Raw genomic sequence first — 21,001 nt, 5'->3', positions numbered from 1 at the left:
CGGCATAAGAGTGCTTATCATGTCAACTTCCCAAACCCCGCATGGGGCCACCGCCGTGGTAATTTATTCCGGCGGCATGGATTCGTTCACCCTTCTCCACCGGGCGCTAAATGAAGGTTATCACGTTCATGCGCTGTCATTTCATTACGGCCAGCGCCACGCCCGTGAACTCGATGCTGCCCGCCAGGTATGCCAACACCTGAGTATTCCCCATCAGGTCGTGGATATCCGGGCGATTCATTCGCTGATTGATAACTCAGCATTGACCAACACCGACCAGGTAATGCCGCAAGGTGATTACGACGCCGACAACATGGCGGCGACCGTCGTCCCTAACCGCAACATGATATTGTTATCCTTGGCCATTGCGAACGCCGTCAACATCGGCGCAGAACGGGTTGACTACGGTGCCCATGGCGGTGACCACGTCCTTTATCCCGACTGTCGTCCGGCTTTTGTGGAGGCCATGGATCAGGTCGCACGAATTGCCAATTTCTCCCCTGTAAAGGTCCATGCTCCCTACCTGCATGCCAGCAAAGCCGACATTCTTCAGCAAGGCCTGGCCATGGGGCTCGACTACCGATACACCTGGACCTGCTATGAAGGAGGCGAGCTGGCCTGTGGGCGCTGCGGAAGCTGTCGCGAACGATTGGCCGCGTTTGCAGCAAATGGCGTGACCGACCCACTCCCCTATGCCCCACACCCCTATGCCCCACACCCGGAGGTACGCTGATGTATCAGGTGAAAGAAGCCTTCTACACGCTGCAAGGCGAAGGGGCTCAGGCCGGCCGGGCCAGCGTCTTTTGTCGTTTCAGCGGCTGCAACCTATGGAGCGGTCGCGAACGGGACCGAGCCACAGCCCGGTGTACCTTCTGCGATACCGATTTTGTCGGCACCGATGGCCAGGGCGGAGGCCGCTTTGCAACGCCTGCCGCCCTAGCCGAGCACATCAGCGCACTGTGGCCCAGTGACGCAGGTACTGCCGTCCCTTACGTGGTGTTTACGGGTGGCGAGCCGCTGCTGCAGCTTGACCCGGCACTGATTGCCACTCTACACAGCGTGGGTTTTGAAGTAGCGGTTGAAACCAATGGTACACTCACGCCTCCCGCCGGCATTGACTGGCTGTGCGTGAGTCCCAAGGGCAAGAACCCGCTGGTCATTGATCAGGGCGACGAACTCAAGTTGGTCTATCCCCAGACCGAAGCACCGCCCGAGGCATTTGCACAGCTCGACTTCCGACACTTTTTTCTTCAGCCGATGGACCTTTCCCCCTTAGACGCCAACGACGACACTGTCGCGCGCACCACCGCCTATTGTTTGGCCAACCCGCAATGGCGTTTATCGCTTCAGACGCACAAAATCGCAGGCTTTGACTGATGTCTTTATTTGTTAATCAACTCACCCATATCGATGCGTCGCTGTGGTGCCCTGAAGAGGGCCTCAAGGGCGTCAGTTGGCAAGTAGACGCGGTGCTTGAAGGCGAGCTTGGCAAAGACGGCATGCTGCTCGATTTTGGCGAGGTCAAGCCATGGATCAAGCAGCACCTCGATAGCGGCCTGGACCATACGCTTCTGGTTCCTATCGAAGCTTCCGGGATCACGGTCAGCCCCTGCGAGGAAGGCTTGTGTGTGCGCACCACAACGCCTTATGCCATGGAAGTAAAAGGGCCGAAACAAGCTTTTACCCTGCTTCCCGTTGCCACCATTGAGCGCGACACAGTCGCCGCCAATTTAAGCCAGACACTCACTGATCAGCGACCGGAAAACGTCACACGGATTCAGCTAAGCCTCAGCGATGAAGCCATTGAAGGTGCGGCCTATGGGTACAGTCATGGCCTGAAGCTGCATAATGGCAACTGCCAGCGAATCGCCCATGGCCATCGCTCACGCCTGCATATCTGGCAACGGGGAACCCGTCAGCATGAACTTGAACAACAGTGGGCGGCCTGGCTCGATAATCGCTATCTGGTAGAAGAAAATGACATTATCGCGCTCGATAAGCAGACACTGACGTGCCGCTATCAAGCAGATCAGGGAACCTTCAGCCTCACACTGCCCGGTGAACGCTGCGCTGTCCTGGCAACTCCCACCACGGTGGAAAACATCGCTCGTTGGTTAGCCGAACAGCTCGCCGCCCAAACCCTTGAAACCACAACGGTACATGCGTTTGAGGGAGTTAATAAAGGCGCGATGGCAAAGGCAACCCCATGAGTGATGGGTGCCGGGCAGGCTGTGGGGCATGCTGTATTGCGCCGTCGATCAGTTCAGCCATTCCAGGCATGCCTGAAGGCAAACCGGCAGGCGTGCGCTGCGCCCAACTGGACGAGAACAATTTATGCCGCCTGTTCGGGGATCCCCGCCGACCTGCCGTATGCGAGCAGTTTCAATTTGACACTGCCGTCTGCGGACGGCAGCGGGAAGAAGCACTGATCACCCTGACATGGCTGGAAGATAACACCTAGCAGCCTGTCGGGCTTGGCCGATCGTCGCGAGAAGCACGGATTCGCAGTAGATCAGTGTTAAGTCCGGCAGGCTGCTAACTCTCCAGTCGCTCGGGGTATGCCAGACGATGATCCACCAGGCTTACCCAACGGACCAGAACCGGCGCGTCACTATGGCTAACGTCGCTTAACAGACGATGGAAGGCATCCCGCGCCGCTTCGTCGTCGGGGGCGATCCGCGTCAACCATAACTCCAATGCTGCCAACTCCTGATGGCGATTACCGTGCTCCCGCGCCTGTGAAATCGCCATCTCGGCCAAGGCGCGCACTTCATTGGCAGGGTGATCGAGCATGATACGAACCCGGGCAAGTTGGGTGGCAAGCTCAGGTAGAAACAGCGTGGACCTCTCCTTGGCAATCACCAGGCACTGATCCAGGTAATCTTCTGCGGCACTCAGTTCTCCCAGGGCGATACAGGCATCCGAGTACCAAAGCACAGGACGTTTGAAGCGATCACGCCCATTAAGCTCTGCCATTTGATCCAGGCTATCGCGCAGTTGAGTCAGCCCTCCGTGATCGCCCGCCAGCGCGCGCTGCCAGCCGAGAATTCCCTGGGCAGTAATTTGCCATAACTGTAAATCCGGCGTAGCGGTCATTGCCGCTGCTTTTTCCGCATGACGCGCTGCTAAATGCACATGGCCAAGCTGGCGATAGAGTGAGGCGGCAAACAATAGCGCCATGGCAAGCGTACCGGGGTGACCCAGCTTCTCCGCCAGCCGTATCGCCGCGGAAACCTGTCTTTCAGCACGCTGGTAATCACCACAAAGGCATAGCGCCCAACCCTGGAAGCACGCCGCAGTCACCTGTGGATGGTCAGAGAACGGCAGCCATTCGATCATCATCGGTGAGTTGAGCGGGTCGATTTCATTCAGATGGTCGTTGGCCTGCTGCACACGCCCCGCCCAGTATTCACAGTGCGCACGCGCATAGTCAGCCAGCCGCTGGTAACGAGGGTCCTCGAGCCGAGCAGCTATATCAGCCAGGGTAGATGCCAACGCGAAGGCATCGGCGTGGGCGTAGCGCTGGCTGCGCCCTACCCAGAGCCCCCATTTGACCAGAAAGATTTGTTCCAGGTCTTCAGGATCTTCCAGCGCATCCGCACCTGAGTGGCGCAATAATTCACGGGCACGAACGAAACTTTCGTGGGCGGTGGGAGAACCATGGCCTTCAAGCGCAAAAGCAGCCTGCCCCCGCACCGTTAACAGACTCACCTCGCGCTCTATCTCATGCTCTACGTGGCGCAGGCTAGCCAGGCCAAAATCCGCCATGCGTAAGGCGGTACGATTGGCACTTACTTTTAGTGCCTCCCGGGCAGCAAGCTCAAAATAACGTGCGCCGCGTGCGTAGTGCCCGCTTCGCCGGAGGTGGGTGGCAAAGTCACCAGGGTGGCGGCTGATCCACATCGGGAAGCGCTCTTCTATAAGGCTAACCACCTGCTGGTGAAGCGTGACGCGGACATCGCGGGGGCAGGAAAGGTAGGCCGCTTCCTGAAGCAGCTGGTGGCTGAACTGGAATTCATGTTCGCTTGAGCCGTTGTCCACCGGCTCAATGATTTCGAGCTGGCGCATATGATCCAGCGCCTGCTGCAGACGCGCTGTGTCATAGCCACTGCACTCGCTGAGGAAGTCAAGCCGGAACCGTTTTCCCAGCACCGCGGCAATATGGGCAATTTCACGATCCGCTTCCAACTGGTCGATTCGGCTGGCCAACAGCCCAAGCAACCCCTTGGGCAACTCGTCAAACTGAACGCTTCGCCCTTCTCGGCGATCCATGTCCAGGCGTCGGCAAATTTCCTGCAAATACAGTGGAACACCGTCGCAGCGCTCGATAATCTGATTACGCAATCGCGGGCTTAGGTGAATACGATAACGACGCGAGAGTTGCGATAACAGTCGCGAGGACTCCAGTCCATCCAGCCGGCCCAGCGTGATTTGCTGATCCCAGTGCAGCTTGACGGGCAGAGGTTCACGACCATGGTGACTGGCCACCAGCATAAAGGCCGTATTGATGGGCAACCGCGCCTGAAGGCCTGACAGTACCTTGAACGATGGTTCGTCGAGCCACTGCAGGTCATCCACCATCAGAACGAGCGTATGGGTCGCCGACTGACGTTCGATCAAGCGGTGTAACAGCATTACCACCAGTTCAACCGCTTCACCGTTTTGCGTCAGCTGTGACACTTCCTGCACGCTACGCACGCCGAGGGCTTCTTCGAGCAGACATTGCTGCTCATCGCTTAACGCATTGAAAGCCAGGTCGGCTTGCAGAGCGCACAGTGCATCCTGATCCGGCGCCCCTCCCAGGTACCATGATAGAAGCGTGCGGGCGACGCCATAGGGCTCCAGCACCGAAAGTCGCGTGGTGGGCTGCCAGCAAATAGCAGCGTCGCGACTGATCTCAAGCTGACGAAAACCTACCATCAAGGCCGATTTACCCATGCCCGACGCACCACGTACCAGCACACTTTGGCGAAGCCCGATACCGGCTCGGGCAAGGGCATCCCTCAGCGTTCTTAACGAGGTTTCGCGCCCTACCAGGCTCGGCGGCAGTGCATCAGGACCACCTTCATTCTGGCCCAGCACCAACGCGCGTTGGCGCACACGACCATCGCTCGACATTACTCGCGAGACCAGCCGGGGCTGAAGGTCGAGCGCCGGTGGCATGTGCTGGCTCGACTCCTGCGAGATGACCAGTTCGCTGCCTTCTGCCGCGCTCATCAACTCGAGGGATATTTGCGTCACCTGGCCCAACGGGTCAGCCAGTTGGCGTTCAGGCAAATAAACGACACGCCCGCTGTGCAGCCCTGCTGCCAACTCAAACTGTGGCGGCTCACCTTCACCCGTCCAGTGCCTGGCCGACTCTTGAGGGAGCGTCTGACGGCAATGCTCATAAAGCGCGACCAGTTCAGCCAACTGATGGGCAGGGCCATGGGTACCAAAACAGGCAAGCCCCAGGCCGCCAGTAGCGCCAGGCAACCAGAAACCACCCAAATGATGGCATTGCTGCTCAAGCCACCGCAGCAACTCCAGTTGAAGTGCAAGGCAGTTACGCGTCGCGGCGCGATCCTGCCAGTCCCCCTGGAGGCGCAATCGAATGGCCATTACCGAGAGTTGACGAAGCTCAATTTCATCTTCGCGCAAAGGCTGGCTGTCGGTAGCAAGCGCTCGCGAAAAGGCGCCTTGGGGAGACATGACGCGGGCGTCATGGTGACCATCGGACCAATAGCTCGCCAGCTGTAAAAAGCTAGGCTCGGGCTGCTGGCCTGACAGGGCAAGCAGCTGCAAATAGCTGTTGTATTGCTCGTGAGCTGCCGCCATCTGCTTTTGTTCGGCAAGCTGTTTAACCAACCGTTCATGAAAAGGACCGTAACCGGAAAACCGGCTGACCAGCGTTTCCAGAAGGCCGTCAGGTACTTCCTGATGATTATCGAGCACCTGTTCAGCAAAACGGATAACCCGCTGACGCCATTCGTTGCGCGCCTGCACCAGCCAGCGTTGGAACTCACTACAGTTGGCGAGCTGCAATTCCTCGATCAAATCGCCCTGGTAGCAAGACAGCACCTCGTCCAGGGTGGCAAGATCCCGCGGCCCTTCAAGTAGCGTTTGCAGCTCATGCAGATCGACCTGCCAATTGGGCGGCAGCTGAAAGGCAATGGTCTGGCGCGACACATTGAGCACTTGTTCTGCATCTTCGCCCAATGATTGACGTAGGCAATGCAGCGCGTGTCGAAGGTTGGTGCGGCCTGATGAAAGGCCCTGATCTGGCCAAAGCAGCTCTGCCAGCGCAGCGCGGTTGACAGGTTGTCGATGCAGCAGCAAGTAGACAAGCAACGCTTTCACTTTATCGTAGCTAAAGTGCGTCAGCACATCATCACCCTGAGACAGGGCAAAATGACCGAACAGGGTCAGTTGGTCATACTTTTGAGCATCGCGCATGGTAAACATCCTGTCTGGACGAACGGCATCTTACGCTGGCACGCCGCTATGAAAACGAAAAGCTGTATCCGGCGAACTGATCAGCTCTGCTTCAAGAGCAACAAAGAACGCGATCCGCTCGTCGATCAAGTGGTCGGTTTGCTGCCGGGCAAGCAAAAGATAATCTTCGAAATGTCGGCCTTCAGACTTGACAAGGGTGCGGTAGAATTTCGCCAGTTCTTCATCAAGGTAAGGAATCAAGCAAGCAAAGCGTTCGCAGCTTCTGGCCTCGATGAGGGCGCCAATAATCAGCACATCTATCAACCGCTCAGGGTCCTGAGGACGGACATGTCGGCGCAACCCTTCCGCATAGCGTGAAGCGGTCAAGTGCCGATACGTTACCCCCCGGCTTTCCATAAGGGTCACGACCTGCTCAAAATGCAGCAGTTCTTCACGGGCAAGTTGCGACATCTTGCTCAGTAGCAGCGGTTGATCCACATAGCGATACAACAGGCTCATCGCCGTGGAGGCAGCCTTCTTCTCACACTGAGCGTGGTCAATCAGAAGAATTTCGGGATTCTCCAGGGCCCAGGTCAGCCAGGCATCTGGTGTTGTACATCCCAGAAAGTCATTCAAGCTGTCAGGCAACAAGTCGTTCGCATCGATCGAATGACCCGCTTTGTCAGGAATTACTTGTATCGACATAACACCATCACTAAATAGTTATCACATAATTGTACAACAATCATAACGCCTTGGGTAATTCGAATATGCCATCACGGCCAACTGCTCAGCCTGAGGCAGGCTATCAGCCCAGGCGAGGTAACGCGGCGTTACGAGAATCACACTTTATGAAACCTCTGTCGATAGCGAGTGCTTTTTTGCTAGTAAAGCATGTCAGAACGTTTGGTCCCAGCGTGTTTCACACTTTTGAACAGGCTCATCATCACAAAGTACAACGCCATGGCAGCGGACTCACCTTAACATTGTCGACAGTTTCACGTAGAATTACTGGCATCCAACCAACGCTGTTTGTCAAGCGTATGTCGGTGTCCGATGGCATCGTGAAGCGCATAGCCCACGTGCCGTCGCCACCATTAAAGCAGATGAGAGGGCCCCAAACGTGCTTGAAGCTTACCGCCAACATGTCGAGGAACGCGCTGCAGAGGGCATCCCCGCCAAGCCCCTGAATGCCGAGCAAACCGCCGCTCTAATCGAGCTGCTGAAAACGCCCCCGGCTGGCGAAGAAGAATTTATTCTCGACCTGATTACCAACCGCGTTCCCCCGGGTGTTGACGAAGCGGCTTACGTAAAAGCCGGTTTCTTAACGGCCATCGCCAAAGGCGAAGCGACATCGCCCCTCATCGATAAAGTACATGCCGTCAAACTGCTAGGCACCATGCAGGGCGGCTATAACATCGTGTCGCTGGTCGAGCTGCTCGACAACGAAGAGCTAGCCCGTGAAGTCGGCGAACAGCTTAAGCATACCTTACTGATGTTCGATGCCTTCCATGACGTTGAGCAACGTGCCAAGGCAGGTAATAGTGTCGCCAAGGACGTTATCCAGTCATGGGCCGACGCCGAGTGGTTCCTCTCCAAGCCGGCGCTTGAAGAAAAGATCACACTGAGCGTCTTCAAGGTACCTGGCGAGACCAACACCGACGACCTGTCGCCGGCACCGGATGCCTGGTCGCGTCCGGATATTCCCTTGCATGCCAATGCCATGCTCAAGAACGAGCGTGATGGCATCGATCCCGTGGAGCCGGGCAAGACCGGTCCCCTAAAGCAGATCGAAGATGTAAAAGCCAAAGGCTTCCCTGTCGCTTACGTGGGTGATGTCGTCGGCACCGGGTCTTCGCGCAAATCAGCCACCAACTCAGTACTGTGGTTCTTCGGCGATGACATCCCTCATGTGCCCAACAAGCGCGCAGGCGGGTTCTGTTTTGGCAGCAAAATTGCTCCCATCTTCTTCAACACCATGGAAGATTCTGGCGCCCTGCCGGTAGAAATGGATGTTGAAAAGCTATCCATGGGTGACGTCATCGATGTCTACCCCTATGAAGGCAAGGTCTGCAAGCATGGGACTGACGACGTACTGACAACCTTCGAGCTCAAGACACAGTTGATTCTCGACGAAGTCCGTGCAGGTGGGCGTATCCCGCTGATCATCGGTCGGGGTTTGACCGGCAAAGCCCGGGAATCCCTGGGTCTTGCACCTTCAGATGTATTCCGCCTGCCCGAACAACCCAACGACACAGGTAAAGGCTTTACCCTGGCCCAGAAAATGGTCGGCAAGGCCTGCGGCATGGACGGCGTTCGCGCTGGCATGTACTGCGAGCCCAAGATGACCACGGTGGGATCTCAGGACACGACCGGCCCCATGACCCGCGATGAACTAAAAGACTTGGCGTGCCTGGGCTTTCAGGCCGATCTGGTCATGCAGTCGTTCTGCCATACCGCCGCTTACCCGAAGCCGGTCGACGTGGATACCCACCATACCCTGCCCGACTTCATCATGAACCGCGGCGGCGTTTCGCTGCGCCCCGGCGACGGCATTATTCACAGCTGGCTCAACCGCATGCTGCTGCCGGACACGGTCGGCACAGGCGGTGATTCGCATACCCGTTTCCCGCTGGGCATTTCCTTCCCGGCAGGCTCAGGGCTGGTCGCGTTTGCCGCCGCCACGGGCGTCATGCCGCTGGACATGCCGGAATCCGTGCTCGTGCGCTTTAAAGGCAAGCGCCAGCCTGGCGTCACCTTGCGCGATCTGGTTCACGCTATTCCGCTGTATGCCATCAAGCAGGGGCTACTGACGGTGGAAAAATCCGGCAAGAAGAACGCTTTCTCGGGCCGTGTCCTGGAAATCGAAGGTCTTGAAGACCTGACCGTCGAGCAAGCTTTCGAGCTTTCCGACGCCTCTGCCGAGCGTTCGGCAGCCGGCTGTACCATCACGCTTTCCGACGAGAGCGTGACCGAGTACCTCAAGTCGAACATCACCTTGCTCAAGTGGATGATCGCCAATGGCTACGGCGATGAGCGCACCATCAGTCGTCGTATCGAAGGAATGGAAGCCTGGCTTGCCGATCCGAAATTGATGCGTGCCGACAAGGATGCCGAATACGCCGAAGTTATCGAAATCGACCTCGACGATATCAAAGAGCCGGTACTTTGTGCACCGAATGACCCCGACGATGCCCGTCTACTTTCTGACGTTGCCGGCACGAAAATCGACGAGGTGTTTATCGGTTCGTGCATGACCAACATCGGTCATTTCCGCGCTGCCGGCAAGCTGCTCGAGAAACAGCCCGCAGGCAGCCTCAAGACCCGCCTGTGGTTAGCGCCTCCGACCAAGATGGATCAGCACCAGCTTACCGAAGAAGGCTACTACGGCATCTATGGTCGCGCCGGTGCGCGCATGGAAATGCCCGGCTGCTCGCTGTGCATGGGTAATCAGGCGCGCGTCGCTGCGAAAAGTACCGTCGTATCGACCTCCACGCGGAACTTCCCCAACCGTCTTGGCGATGGCGCGAACGTCTATCTTGCGTCAGCAGAGCTGGCGGCAGTGGCCGCCGTTGAGGGTCGCCTGCCCACGGTCGACGAGTATCGCCGTTACATGGGAGAGTTTGACGCCATGGCAAGCGAGATCTATCGTTACATGAACTTTCACGAAATTGAGGAGTATCAGAAGATTGCCTCAAACGTGATTCCGGTGGCTCAAGAAGCGTAAGCTTCAACGCTACCGCTCCATCGCCGATGCTCGCAACATCGCAAAAGAGCACTGCGCTCTTTTGAGCCGATGAACGAACGCCCCGCCACTGTTCTACAGGGCGGGGCGTTTTTTCTTACGATTACCAGAGACCAATGACAGGATTCGCCATGCCGACAATCATTACCCCCGATATATGCGATGCCTTTCCAGACGTTCAGGTACTGGAACCCACCTTTGCCAACTTTGGCGGCGTTGATGCCTTTTACGGCCCCGTCCGGACCATCAAATGCTTTGAAGATAATTCTCTCGTCAAGCAAGCCGTCGCTGAACCAGGCGACGGGGCCATCCTTGTCGTCGATGCCGGAGGCTCCCCACGATGTGCCATGCTCGGCGACCTGCTGGCCGAACAAGCGGTCGAGAATGGGTGGGCTGGCGTCGTGATGTACGGTTGTGTTCGCGACGTGGACATCCTCGCTACGCTGCCTCTGGGCGTACAGGCACTTGGGTGCCATCCGCGTAAAAGCGAAAAACGTGGTGAAGGACAGCGCGATGTCACCATAAGCTTCGCAAGCGCCACCATCACGTCGGGCAATTGGCTGTACGCTGACAATAACGGCATCCTGATCGCCGATCGCGAACTTCCGCTTGATCAAGTGTGACTTGCCTGGGGTGGCGCTTACTGCCACCCTGAAGCCTCTTTTCATTATCTTTTTGTGTCCATGCAGCCTTTGAATCAGCTTGGCTATGCCCTTGCCCGCACGTTACGCGATCATCTACGTCCGCTGATTGCGTTTCACTTATTTTTCACCCTGCTCGCGTCAGCCCTTCTATTACCCGCCATCGCCTGGGTCATGCGTGCCCTGCTCGCCCAGTTGCGGCGTAGCGTAGTGACCAATAACGACCTGGTCTCGCTCGTATTCAGCCCTCTGGGGCTATTGGGCATGCTGGTCGGTATCGGGCTGTTCTTTGTAGTGATTTATTGGCAGCAGGCCGGCATGCTTCAGGTAGCTTCAAGGCCGCGTGACAATCACTATCGACTTGCGTTTGAAGCGCTCTGGCTAAGCAGTCGGCGGTTACCTGCGCTGACGGGCTTGGTCGTCTTGCAGGTAGGTAGCCACTTGATATTGCTCGCCCCTTTCATGCTCGCCCTGACCTGGCTGTATGACATATGGCTGAGCGGTATCGATCCCTATTATCTTCAGCGCATCAAGCCCCCCGTCTTGTGGTACTTCCTCGCCAGCGCAACCCCATTGTTACTTTTATGGACGGTCATGGCCGCCAGGCTTTATTTACGCTGGTTACTGGCGCTCCCCCTGGTCGCCCTGGATGAATACTCGCCGTGGCAGGCGCTTCGCCGCAGCGTCGTTCTCACGCGAGGCTGGCATCGCTCGATTGGCATTGCCGTCATATTGGTTCTGGTACTAATTATCGCGCTGCCGATTGCGACCACCCTTTTGTTTGATCATTTATTTACGCCGCTATTGTGGTGGTTACCCGAGCATACGGCTGTCCTGGTGCCGGCCATGCTGGGCTATTTGACCGGCTATGTGCTGATCACGCTGGCGATTACCTTTCTGGGCATTGCCGTGAATGCTCTTTTGTCGGCCTGCCTGTACCTTCAGTTGGCCCATCGAGAAGCGCGCCCGGCGCCGCCTAACGATGCCCACCCGGGGCGCTTTGCCTGGGCCGTGGAGCTCAGCGTATTGGCCTTTGCAGGCCTTCAGGCCTGGTGGATACTGACAAGTTTCGAAATTCGCGATGATGTGGCGATCATTGCCCATCGCGGCAGCTCAATGGCAGCGCCGGAAAATACCCTGGCGGCATTGGATCAGGCGATCGTGGACGGCGCCGACGCCATCGAAATCGACGTCCGCCTGACAGCCGACCAGGAGGTCATGCTTTATCATGATCGCAATATGGCTCGCCTGACAGGCGACCAGCAGGAATTCGGGGACTTGACGCGCGAGGAACTCGAGCGCTATGACGTTGGCAGCTGGTTTGGCGATGTGTATGAGGGGGAGTCCATTCCAGGACTCGACGACGCGCTTGCGCTAGTGCGTGGGCGAGCCGACTTGATGATCGAAATAAAGCCCCTGCCCGGCCAGGGTCAGGCGCTTAGCGGTGCCGTCTTGAGAGAGCTGCAAAAAGAGACCGATGCCCGCTATCAATGCTGGGCATCGGCTGATAGCCCAATCGCGGCCTACGTCCAGTGCGGCTACCCGAATGCCATGCACAGCATGCGTATGGCCACCATGTCCCCCGGCTTGCTGCCATTCATCAAACAGCAAGCGCCAGAACTCAAGGTCACGCTCATCGCTCAGCTAATTTTGCCGGGCACGCTGGATCGCGGAGCCTTTGACGCCCTGGGCCTTCGCCATAATCGTATTAGCACACAGGAAATAAAGCTGGCGAGGTTCTATGGTTATGAAGTGCATGCCTGGACGGTCAACAGCCGGGACCGAATGTCCACGCTCATCGATCTGGGCGTGGACGCGATCATTACCGACTACCCAAAACGACTGGTCGCTCTGCGGAACGACCGTCGCTCACTGAGCGACGGGGCATTGATGTTGGTGAAACTGCGCAATTGGCTGCGACGTTAAACTTAATCGCCCATCACCACACCTTCTCGGCGGGGATCAGCGCCGCCAAACAGCGTGCCATCTTCCAGGCGCATGATGGCCTGCAGGCCGCTGGTCAGCTCGCGCTCGCTGATGTCATGACCTCGCTCTCTCAAAGCATCGATAGTGGCATCAGGAAAACGCCCTTTCTCAACCCATACATCGTCGCCCAGGGTGACGGCGTGGGGCAGGTTCAACGCCGTTTGCGCGTTCATCCCCCAGTCACGCAGTGCCATCAGCGTACGCGCGGTGTAATGAATGATCGCTGCACCACCGGGCGACCCAAGGCTACCGACCAGCTCGCCGCTGTCATGATCGAAGATAAGCGTGGGGCTCATACTGGAACGCGGGCGCTTGCCGGGTTCAACTCGATTGGCCACCGGTTCACCGTTCTGCTCTGGCTCGAAGGCAAAATCGGTCAGCTCATTGTTGAGCAGAAAGCCGCCCGGCAAGTCGGTCCCCCCATCACTCATGATGCGTGAGCCAAATGCCTGCTCAATGGTCGTGGTCATGGCAACCGATCGGCCTTCAGCATCCACGATGCTGATATGGCTGGTGCCATATTCAGGCTGGGTCGGCTGCGCCGCCCAACTTGTTTCAATATCGCCGGGCCGACCGTGTTCGGCGTTATCCCCCATGCTCTCTTGACCGATCAGCGCGCTGCGCTTGGCGAGATAGTCCGGCGCCAGCATTGTCGACCAATCACCACCGGGGGCCTCAACGAAATCCGGATCGGCTATATAGTAATTACGATCGGCGAACGCTAACCGGGAGGCTTCCAAAAACTGGTGCAACCAGCCGCTGCTGGTGACACCGTCATCCAAAGGGGCTTCAAGCAGTGGCTGCTGATCGAGCATGCCAAGGATCTGCATGATAGTGATGTGGCCGGATGAGGGAGGCGGGAAACCGCATACGTCCCATTGCTGCCAGGGTGTGCAGATAGGGTCGCGGATAATGGCGTCATAACTTTCCAGGTCATCCAGCGTCATCGCGCCGGGCCGGGCCGGATGCTGAACCACCTGATCGACAATATCCTGAGCAACGTCACCCTGGTAAAACGCGGCGCTGCCTTCCTCGGCGATACGCTTTAGTATCGCCGCAAGGGCCGGGTTTTTGAGGGTTTCACCCACTGCAATGGGCTCGCCTTCAGCGTCATAATAGAAGTCCCGCGCCCGTTCGTTATTGCGCAAGGCATCGTCATTGGCAAGGCTCAAATGAAGCCGCTCACTGACGGCAAAGCCTTCTTCTGCCAGCGTCATCGCAGGCACAAAAAGGTCTTCCCAGGGCAGACTGCCGTGAGCCGCATGGACTTTTTCCATTAGCCGCAGCGTTCCCGGCACACCGACCGATCGGCCGCTTGCCACGGCATCCATGAACGCCAACGGCTCGCCATCCTGCATGAAGAGCCCACCATCCACAGCGGCGGGTGCGGTCTCACGCCCATCGTAGGCGCGTACGTCATCACCATCGTAATAAAGCAAGAACGCCCCGCCGCCAAGGCCACTCGATTGTGGCTCCACCAGTCCCAGCACCATCTGGACGGCAATGACCGCGTCGACCGCGTTTCCGCCGGCCTTCAATATCTGGTAGCCCGCATCGGTGGCCAGCGGATTGGCAGCCGCCACCGCGAAGGAATCGGCAGACCAGCCAGGTTTTTCTTCGTAACCAGACTCACTTTCCGGCGAGATGGAGGGCATTGCATAGTCAAAGCCCCAACCATATAAAGGCACTATCAAGAGACTGGGTAGTAACCACCGCATTCTTTTAGAGGGCATCACGACCGACTCCGCCAATGTATACAGACCGAAATAAAAGCGTAGCCTATTAAACCCAAGCGCCCAGCACAATGGCTGGGCGTGTTTCATCTAGCCTGCTAACTACCTCACTAACGATCAGTCTGCGATGGTTTCACCTGCCAACATGAACCAGGTCTCGAGCACCGCGTCGGGGTTCAGCGATATCGAATCAATCCCCTGCTCCATCAACCACTTGGCAAAGTCAGGATGGTCGGACGGCCCCTGACCGCAGATGCCGACATACTTACCCTTAGCTCTACAGGCCTGAATCGCCATGGAAAGAAGTTTTTTGACGGCTTCGTTACGCTCGTCAAACAGATGCGCCACGATACCCGAGTCGCGATCAAGCCCAAGGGTGAGCTGTGTCAGGTCGTTGGAGCCAATCGAGAAACCATCGAAATGCTCGAGAAACTCGTCGGCCAGCAACGCATTGGCAGGCAGCTCACACATCATGATGACCTTGAGGCCGTGGTCGCCGCGCTTCAGCCCGTTGGTCGCCAGCAGCTCGACCACTTCCCGGGCTTCTTCCGTGGTGCGCACGAAGGGCACCATGATCTCGACGTTGTCGAGTCCCATATCTTCGCGGACACGCTTGAGCGCCCGGCATTCCAGCTCGAAACACGGACGGAACGCCTCCGAGACATAACGCGAGGCCCCCCGGAAGCCCAGCATGGGATTCTCTTCGCCTGGCTCGTAGAGCTTGCCGCCAATCAGGTTCTCGTACTCGTTTGATTTGAAATCCGAAAGCCGCACGATAACGCGCTGAGGATAATAAGCAGCGGCCAGCGTCGAAATGCCTTCAACGAGTTTATCGACGTAGAAGCTGACCGGGTCGGTATAACCGGCCGTGCGCATGTCGATCACCTGCTGAAGGTCGGACGGCAGGGTGTCGTACTCCAGCAATGCCTTGGGATGAACGCCAATCATGCGGTTGATAATGAACTCAAGCCGCGCGAGCCCTACCCCGGCATGAGGAAGGCTGGCAAACCCAAAGGCACGATCCGGGTTGCCCACGTTCATCATGATCTTGAAAGGAATCTCGGGCATGGTGTCAACGTTGGAGACCTTGCAGTCAAAATCCAGCAGGCCTTCATACACATGCCCGGTATCACCTTCAGCGCAGGAAACAGTAACATCACTGCCTTCATTCAATCGTGTGGTGGCATCGCCACAGCCAACGACAGCCGGGATGCCCAGTTCACGGGCAATGATCGCCGCGTGGCAGGTTCTACCACCGCGATTGGTCACGATGGCTGAAGCACGCTTCATGATCGGCTCCCAGTCGGGATCGGTCATGTCGGTTACCAGCACATCGCCGTCATGGATCTTGTCCATGTCATCGGGCGTCATGACCACCTTGGCGGTACCGCGGCCGATGCGTTGGCCGATAGCGCGACCGGTGACCAGGGTGCGGCCTTTCTCGCGTAGCTGGAAACGCTCCAGCTTGCCGCCTTCCTGCTGCGATACAACGGTTTCCGGCCGCGCCTGCACAATATAGAACTCACCATCGTCGCCATCCAGTGCCCATTCGATATCCATGGGCCGCTGGTAATGCTGTTCTATGGTCACCGCTTGACTCGCCAGCGCCATGACCTGCTTGTCGTTGAGGCAGAAACGACCACGGTCCTGCAGGGGCACATCAATGGTCTCGACCGACTTGCCGGCGCTGGCATCTTGGGTATAGACCATCTTGATCAGCTTGGACCCCAGGTTGCGGCGCAGCACAGCGGGTCGGCCCGCAGCCAGGGTCGGCTTATGAACATAGAACTCATCAGGATTCACCGCCCCCTGGACGACGGTTTCACCCAGCCCCCAGGAAGCCGTCACAAAGACCGCATCGCGGAAGCCCGACTCGGTATCCAGCGTGAACATGACACCCGACGCGCCCGTTTCCGAGCGCACCATTTTCTGCACACCCGCAGATAGCGCGACATTTTCATGCGCATAGCCGCGATGAACTCGGTAAGAGATGGCCCGGTCATTAAACAGCGAAGCGAAGACTTCATGGACCGCACGTTTGATATTGTCGAACCCTTCGATATTCAGAAAGGTTTCCTGCTGACCGGCAAAGGAAGCATCGGGCAAGTCTTCCGCGGTGGCCGAGCTACGCACCGCGACCTTCAACGCTGGGTGACGCTGCTGCAGGCTTTCATAGGCACTACGTAATTCGCTTTCGAACGTCGGGGGTAGCGGCGTGTCGATCACCCACTGGCGTATCATTTTACCGGCTTCGGCCAATGCTTTGACATCATCAACATCCAGCCGCGCCAGCGTCTGGTTGATACGCTCGTTGAGGCCTTCGTGGGCAAGAAATTCTCGGTAGGCATGGGCCGTCGTGGCAAAGCCGCCGGGAACCGTGACCCCCGCTCCGGATAAATTAGAGATCATTTCGCCAAGCGAAGCGTTTTTACCACCCACGCGTTCGACGTCAGCCATACCCAGTTGATCGAACCATAGAATGTAATTGTTCACGCAACCCCCTCGCTCAATAGGCCAGCGATCATGACAACCGCCAGTGATGAATGCGGTCACCCTAGCACCGCCCCGGTGTATTCGCCATTGGTCTAATAGCGAAGGGCATGGAGGATTTTTACAACAGGCGGCATTTTTGAACATTTGTTGTAGTCGCGACTCAAGCACCGTTGTGCCAAGCGTCATCCCGGCACACAATATGCGCAACGTTCAGGAGAGCAAACACCATGCAGCGCACGGCTTTTTTTATTTCGGATGGGACAGGCATTACCGCAGAGAGTCTGGGGAGGAGCCTGCTGGCGCAGTTCAGCGATGTCGATATCAACATGCAAACCAAGCCCTATATCGACACCCTGGATAAAGCCGAGGCCCTGGCCGAAATTATTGACGCGACGGCGGTCCGTGACGGGCAACGACCGATCATTATCGACACCATCGTCGACCAGAAGATTCGCGATGTGATTCGCAAGGCCGCAGGCTTCAAGGTGGATATATTCTCCACCTTTCTGGAGCCACTCGAACAGGAGCTCGCCACGCACTCTTCCTACAGCGTTGGACGAACGCATTCGATTGGCAGCGACGATGTCTATATGGACCGCATCCACTCGGTGCACTTCGCACTGGATAATGACGACGGAGCACGCACTCATCAGTACGATAAAGCCGATATTATTCTGGTCGGGGTATCGCGCTGCGGCAAAACCCCCACGTCGCTCTATCTGGCCTTGCAGTTTGGCATTCGCGCCGCCAACTATCCGCTAACGGAAGACGACCTGGACGAAGACGGCATGCTGAAACTGCCGCCGGTGCTCGCTCAACACCGGCACAAGCTGTTTGGCCTGACAATCGACGCCAGGCGTCTGGCCGCCATCCGCAACGAACGCAGGCCCAATAGCCGCTACAGTTCGATGGATCAATGCATGCAGGAGATCGAGCAGGCAGAAGCGTTATACCGTCGCCTGCACATTCCTTTTATCGACGCCACGCGCTTTTCCGTGGAAGAGATATCCACCCGCATGATTGCTGAAACCGGGTTGGCGCGGCGCTTTTCACCCCGCTAAACCGCCTCAGATCACATGCCCTTGGGGGCAAAGATTCCCGGGGCATTGCGCCAATAGCCTTTGTAATCCATACCAAAGCCAAAGACATAACGATCGGCGACTTCCAGGCTGCAGTAGTCGGCTTTCAATCCGGGTACTGCCTTGCGATCGTGCCGTTTATCGACCAGCACCGCCGTGGTAATGCTGGCGGCTTGCGCTTCCTGGCAATAGTTCAGAATCGCAGATAGCGTCGTGCCTTCATCCAGAATGTCGTCGACGATAACGACATGCCGACCGGCCATGGGAATCTCCGGCGATACCCGCCAGAAAAGCTCTCCACCGCGGGTCTCGTTGCGGTAGCGTGTGGCATGCAGGTAGTCGACCTCAAGCGGAAAGCCCAACCGGGTCAACAGATGGCCCGTGGTGATCAAGCCGCCATTCATGACGCAATAGAAGACCGGTAGTTTATCGCCCAGATCCGCACTGATCTGCTCGGCCATACGGTCCAGCGCCTGCTCCACCTGCTGCTGGGAAATCAAGCAGTCCGCGTTGTCCATGAGCTCGCGCATGGTGTCGAGGGATGCGAGCGCTTCTTTGTCTAGCTTTGCCATTGAAGTTCCAGTCTACTTGGTAAAAACAATCGTTAACTGCTGCGTGAATCAGCGGCCATGGCCTCTAACTGGGCATGCGTGCGCCGCCAGCGGCTAAGCGCGGATAGCGCGTCCAAATCGGGACGTGCGCGTTTGTAGCGAAGCTTGCCGGGCCTGACAGACGCTGAAGTTGGAACGGCGGCAACGACCTCAAGCGCCGCCTCGCGGTCATTGCATACCAGCAACATGTCGCAGCCGGCAGCGAGAGCAGCCGCTGCGCGTTCGCGCGGCCCTCCTACCTTATGGGCGCCGGCCATGCTCAAATCGTCGGAAAAGATACAGCCTTTAAACCCCAGCGACTGACGCAGCATCCCCAGCCAACTAGGCGAAAAGCCGGCGGGTCGCTTGTCAAATGCCGAGTAAACAATGTGGGCTGGCATGACACCATCAAGCTTCTTGGCCAGGGTGCTGAAAGGCACCAGGTCGTGTTGCTTGAGCGTCTCAAAAGGCCGGTCATCGACGGGCAAGGCGAGATGCGAGTCTGCCGCTACGCCGCCATGACCGGGAAAATGCTTGCCGATCGCGGCCATACCGGCTTCATGCAGACCGGCTACCAGCGCGCCACCCAGTTCACTGACTTGCGTGGCCTCCGAGCCAAAACTGCGGTCGCCGATGACGCTGGAGAGACCGCTATCGATATCCAGTACCGGAGCAAAGCTGATATCCAACCCGCAGGCGGCCATTTCCATGCCCAGGAGCCAACCGGTGTCCTGGGTAAGCCCCAGAGCCGCCGCACGATCCTTCTGGTAATACTCACCCAGCCGAGCCATTGGTGGCAGGCGCGTCAGTCCTTGCTTGATACGCTGAACGCGACCGCCTTCCTGATCCACTGCCAGCAACACGTTGGGGCGTAGCTTACTCACCTCGCTGCACAGGTCTCTGACCTGGTGGGCATCTTCCACATTGCGCGAAAACAAGATGACGCCACCCACCGAGGGCGATTTCAACAACTGCCTTTCTGCGGTGGTCAACGTTGTCCCTTCAAGGTCCAACATGACCGAGCCCAAAGGATGTGTCATAGCGGGGTGTCCAAAAAAGGCGCTAACTCTAGACGATGATTAGCGAGGAGTCCAACGATCAGCGGCTGTCGTGTAACCAGACAGGCGTTCCAGGTCCAGCATGCTCGAAAAGCCAAAGAAGATCTGCATTACGCAGCCGCACGCATCCATGAGAGGCTGGTTGACCCATGGGCTCATTCGGCGGCGTACCGTGCAGATAAATATAGCGTCGCTGGGAGTCGACCTGACCACCGCGGTTTATCCCCGGTTCCAGGCCACACAGCCATAGAATGCGCGTCAGAATCCAGTCTCGCTCGGGAAACGCCGCCGCCAGCTCGGCGTCAAATACTTCGCCCGTCCAGCGGCGGCCTTTAAAGACCGCGTTTTCCGGGGCATCAGTACCAATGGCGGCACGAATATAGTGCCAGCCAAGCGGCGTTTGCCCACTGCCCTGCCGATTACCCATGCCCTGGCGCCCGGTAGAAATTTCACACTCATGGCGACACATATCGCCTTGCCAGACGCGCAAGCTCTGCGACTGGGCGTTGATTTCCAGCCATAGCCCCTCGCGGGGCGGCATTTCAATGAGCGACGGTGTCTGCATGGTGCTCAATGTCCTTCTCATCAGGTAATGGCGCGTTCATCGCCGCCACCACTACCGGCCGCAGTCGGCGAACCAGGTCGCGGACCGAGACATGCTGGTGGTAATCCTTTTCGGCAATATCGCGCAGCGCATCCAGTCCCGAAAGCGTAAAGATGACGGTACCCAGCATAAAGTGTAGCCGCCAGAAGCGCTCAGCGTCGGGCAGATCCGGTGTCGCACGGCGAACCAGTTCGGTGAAACGGCTGAACACATCACCGTATTGCTGCTGGATGTAGCGTCGTAAATGCCCCTGAGCCTGGCTGTACGCAAGCCCCAGCAAACGCATGAAGACTTTGAGGCTATTGCGTTCGGCAGGCACCGTCAGCACGGTTGTGGCCATGGTTTCGAGGAGCACTTCAAGGGGGATGTCACGACCCTCGTAGCGCGCTTCGAGTTCGTCCAGAGCGCCATGAAAACGTTGGGAAAACGGATCCAGGTAGCGAGCAAACACCGCCTGGATGAGCGCCTTCTTGGATCCGAAGTGATAGTTCACCGCAGCAAGATTGACCCGAGCCTTGCTGGTGATGTTGCGTAAAGAGGTTTCGGCAAAGCCGCGCTCTGCAAAAAGCACTTCAGCAGTATCCAGAATGCGGGTCACCGTATCCGATTGAGCCATGCTGCTCTCCATAAGACGGGCCAAAAAGCGGGCCATAAAAAA

At 57.5% G+C, this 21,001-nt stretch carries 16 protein-coding genes; 8 read left to right on the top strand and 8 right to left on the bottom strand.

Translation table 11 applies throughout. The annotated features are described in order from the left end of the window. Positions 1-19: 19 nt before the first annotated feature. The 4 genes from queC to QC816_RS16040 are packed head-to-tail and all read left to right on the top strand — an operon-like array spanning position 20 to position 2,461. Positions 20-733 carry a 7-cyano-7-deazaguanine synthase QueC gene (gene queC / locus QC816_RS16055; protein ID WP_085919366.1) on the top strand — a complete coding sequence of 238 codons (714 nt, stop codon included), beginning with the start codon at positions 20-22 and terminating at the stop codon, positions 731-733. After that, entirely contained in the window at positions 733-1,377 is a 645-nt protein-coding gene (queE, locus tag QC816_RS16050; protein WP_199285263.1) for a 7-carboxy-7-deazaguanine synthase, read from the top strand. Before queC ends, queE begins: the two co-directional genes overlap by 1 nt. Next, positions 1,377-2,210 (top strand): 6-carboxytetrahydropterin synthase, encoded by an 834-nt coding sequence (locus tag QC816_RS16045; RefSeq protein ID WP_199285262.1) that lies wholly within the window; start codon positions 1,377-1,379, stop codon positions 2,208-2,210. Before queE ends, QC816_RS16045 begins: the two co-directional genes overlap by 1 nt. After that, positions 2,207-2,461 (top strand): YkgJ family cysteine cluster protein, encoded by a 255-nt coding sequence (locus QC816_RS16040; protein WP_309783345.1) that lies wholly within the window; start codon positions 2,207-2,209, stop codon positions 2,459-2,461. Before QC816_RS16045 ends, QC816_RS16040 begins: the two co-directional genes overlap by 4 nt. Positions 2,462-2,535: 74 nt before the next feature. On the opposite strand, the gene QC816_RS16035 is transcribed toward QC816_RS16040, so the two are convergent. Beyond that, positions 2,536-6,435, bottom strand: a complete 3,900-nt coding sequence (locus tag QC816_RS16035) for an ATP-binding protein (protein ID WP_085919362.1) — start codon at positions 6,433-6,435, stop codon at positions 2,536-2,538. Between the two features lie 30 nt (positions 6,436-6,465). Beyond that, complete coding sequence (locus QC816_RS16030) at positions 6,466-7,119, bottom strand: MiaE family protein (protein WP_085919361.1); 654 nt, start codon at positions 7,117-7,119, stop codon at positions 6,466-6,468. Between the two features lie 418 nt (positions 7,120-7,537). Here QC816_RS16030 and acnB point away from each other — a divergent pair, with 418 nt between their 5' ends. The 3 genes from acnB to QC816_RS16015 all read left to right on the top strand — a co-directional run bounded on the left by acnB (position 7,538) and on the right by QC816_RS16015 (position 12,726). Continuing rightward, complete coding sequence (acnB, locus tag QC816_RS16025; protein ID WP_309783341.1) at positions 7,538-10,141, top strand: bifunctional aconitate hydratase 2/2-methylisocitrate dehydratase; 2,604 nt, start codon at positions 7,538-7,540, stop codon at positions 10,139-10,141. A gap of 149 nt (positions 10,142-10,290) precedes the next feature. Further along, positions 10,291-10,782: a ribonuclease E activity regulator RraA gene (gene rraA, locus QC816_RS16020; RefSeq protein ID WP_268902141.1), complete on the top strand. Its 492-nt coding sequence runs from the start codon at positions 10,291-10,293 to the stop codon at positions 10,780-10,782. 60 nt (positions 10,783-10,842) lie between these two features. Further along, complete coding sequence (locus tag QC816_RS16015) at positions 10,843-12,726, top strand: glycerophosphodiester phosphodiesterase family protein (protein WP_268902142.1); 1,884 nt, start codon at positions 10,843-10,845, stop codon at positions 12,724-12,726. A 2-nt stretch (positions 12,727-12,728) separates the two neighbouring features. On the opposite strand, the gene ggt is transcribed toward QC816_RS16015, so the two are convergent. Both ggt and ppsA read right to left on the bottom strand, forming a co-directional pair. Further along, positions 12,729-14,441 carry a gamma-glutamyltransferase gene (gene ggt, locus QC816_RS16010; RefSeq protein ID WP_422823625.1) on the bottom strand — a complete coding sequence of 571 codons (1,713 nt, stop codon included), beginning with the start codon at positions 14,439-14,441 and terminating at the stop codon, positions 12,729-12,731. 195 nt (positions 14,442-14,636) lie between these two features. Next, positions 14,637-17,012, bottom strand: coding sequence for a phosphoenolpyruvate synthase (gene ppsA, locus QC816_RS16005; RefSeq protein ID WP_309783339.1), 2,376 nt, complete (start codon positions 17,010-17,012; stop codon positions 14,637-14,639). Positions 17,013-17,239: 227 nt separating this feature from the next. Between ppsA and ppsR the strand changes: the two genes are divergently transcribed. Further along, the gene (ppsR, locus tag QC816_RS16000; protein ID WP_085919356.1) at positions 17,240-18,073 is read left to right on the top strand and encodes a posphoenolpyruvate synthetase regulatory kinase/phosphorylase PpsR; all 834 of its coding nucleotides are present in this window, start codon (positions 17,240-17,242) and stop codon (positions 18,071-18,073) included. 11 nt (positions 18,074-18,084) lie between these two features. On the opposite strand, the gene QC816_RS15995 is transcribed toward ppsR, so the two are convergent. From QC816_RS15995 to QC816_RS15980, 4 genes are read right to left on the bottom strand one after another with little or no spacing between them, the layout of a single operon-like run. Then, entirely contained in the window at positions 18,085-18,663 is a 579-nt protein-coding gene (locus tag QC816_RS15995) for a hypoxanthine-guanine phosphoribosyltransferase (RefSeq protein WP_085919355.1), read from the bottom strand. A gap of 32 nt (positions 18,664-18,695) precedes the next feature. Further along, positions 18,696-19,721, bottom strand: a complete 1,026-nt coding sequence (gene nagZ / locus QC816_RS15990) for a beta-N-acetylhexosaminidase (protein WP_309783337.1) — start codon at positions 19,719-19,721, stop codon at positions 18,696-18,698. A gap of 58 nt (positions 19,722-19,779) precedes the next feature. Next, complete coding sequence (locus QC816_RS15985; protein WP_309783335.1) at positions 19,780-20,304, bottom strand: L,D-transpeptidase family protein; 525 nt, start codon at positions 20,302-20,304, stop codon at positions 19,780-19,782. After that, on the bottom strand, positions 20,282-20,959 hold the full coding sequence (locus QC816_RS15980; protein ID WP_085919352.1) for a TetR/AcrR family transcriptional regulator: 678 nt from the start codon (positions 20,957-20,959) through the stop codon (positions 20,282-20,284). Before QC816_RS15980 ends, QC816_RS15985 begins: the two co-directional genes overlap by 23 nt. Between the last annotated feature and the right edge of the window lie 42 nt (positions 20,960-21,001).

Source organism: Vreelandella janggokensis (genome assembly GCF_031451615.1).
GTDB classification, from domain to species: Bacteria; Pseudomonadota; Gammaproteobacteria; order Pseudomonadales; family Halomonadaceae; genus Vreelandella; species Vreelandella janggokensis.
This window is presented reverse-complemented; position numbering and strand designations above follow the sequence as displayed.

Bases quoted from the DNA above. Each gene is read 5' to 3' on its own strand.
- queC (WP_085919366.1), top strand. From the start codon at position 20: ATGTCAACTTCCCAAACCCCGCATGGGGCCACCGCCGTGGTAATTTAT.
- queE (WP_199285263.1), top strand. From the start codon at position 733: ATGTATCAGGTGAAAGAAGCCTTCTACACGCTGCAAGGCGAAGGGGCT.
- QC816_RS16045 (WP_199285262.1), top strand. From the start codon at position 1,377: ATGTCTTTATTTGTTAATCAACTCACCCATATCGATGCGTCGCTGTGG.
- QC816_RS16040 (WP_309783345.1), top strand. From the start codon at position 2,207: ATGAGTGATGGGTGCCGGGCAGGCTGTGGGGCATGCTGTATTGCGCCG.
- QC816_RS16035 (WP_085919362.1), bottom strand. From the start codon at position 6,435: ATGCGCGATGCTCAAAAGTATGACCAACTGACCCTGTTCGGTCATTTT.
- QC816_RS16030 (WP_085919361.1), bottom strand. From the start codon at position 7,119: ATGTCGATACAAGTAATTCCTGACAAAGCGGGTCATTCGATCGATGCG.
- rraA (WP_268902141.1), top strand. From the start codon at position 10,291: ATGCCGACAATCATTACCCCCGATATATGCGATGCCTTTCCAGACGTT.
- QC816_RS16015 (WP_268902142.1), top strand. From the start codon at position 10,843: ATGCAGCCTTTGAATCAGCTTGGCTATGCCCTTGCCCGCACGTTACGC.
- ggt (WP_422823625.1), bottom strand. From the start codon at position 14,441: ATGCCCTCCATCTCGCCGGAAAGTGAGTCTGGTTACGAAGAAAAACCT.
- ppsR (WP_085919356.1), top strand. From the start codon at position 17,240: ATGCAGCGCACGGCTTTTTTTATTTCGGATGGGACAGGCATTACCGCA.
- QC816_RS15995 (WP_085919355.1), bottom strand. From the start codon at position 18,663: ATGGCAAAGCTAGACAAAGAAGCGCTCGCATCCCTCGACACCATGCGC.
- nagZ (WP_309783337.1), bottom strand. From the start codon at position 19,721: ATGACACATCCTTTGGGCTCGGTCATGTTGGACCTTGAAGGGACAACG.
- QC816_RS15985 (WP_309783335.1), bottom strand. From the start codon at position 20,304: ATGCAGACACCGTCGCTCATTGAAATGCCGCCCCGCGAGGGGCTATGG.
- QC816_RS15980 (WP_085919352.1), bottom strand. From the start codon at position 20,959: ATGGCTCAATCGGATACGGTGACCCGCATTCTGGATACTGCTGAAGTG.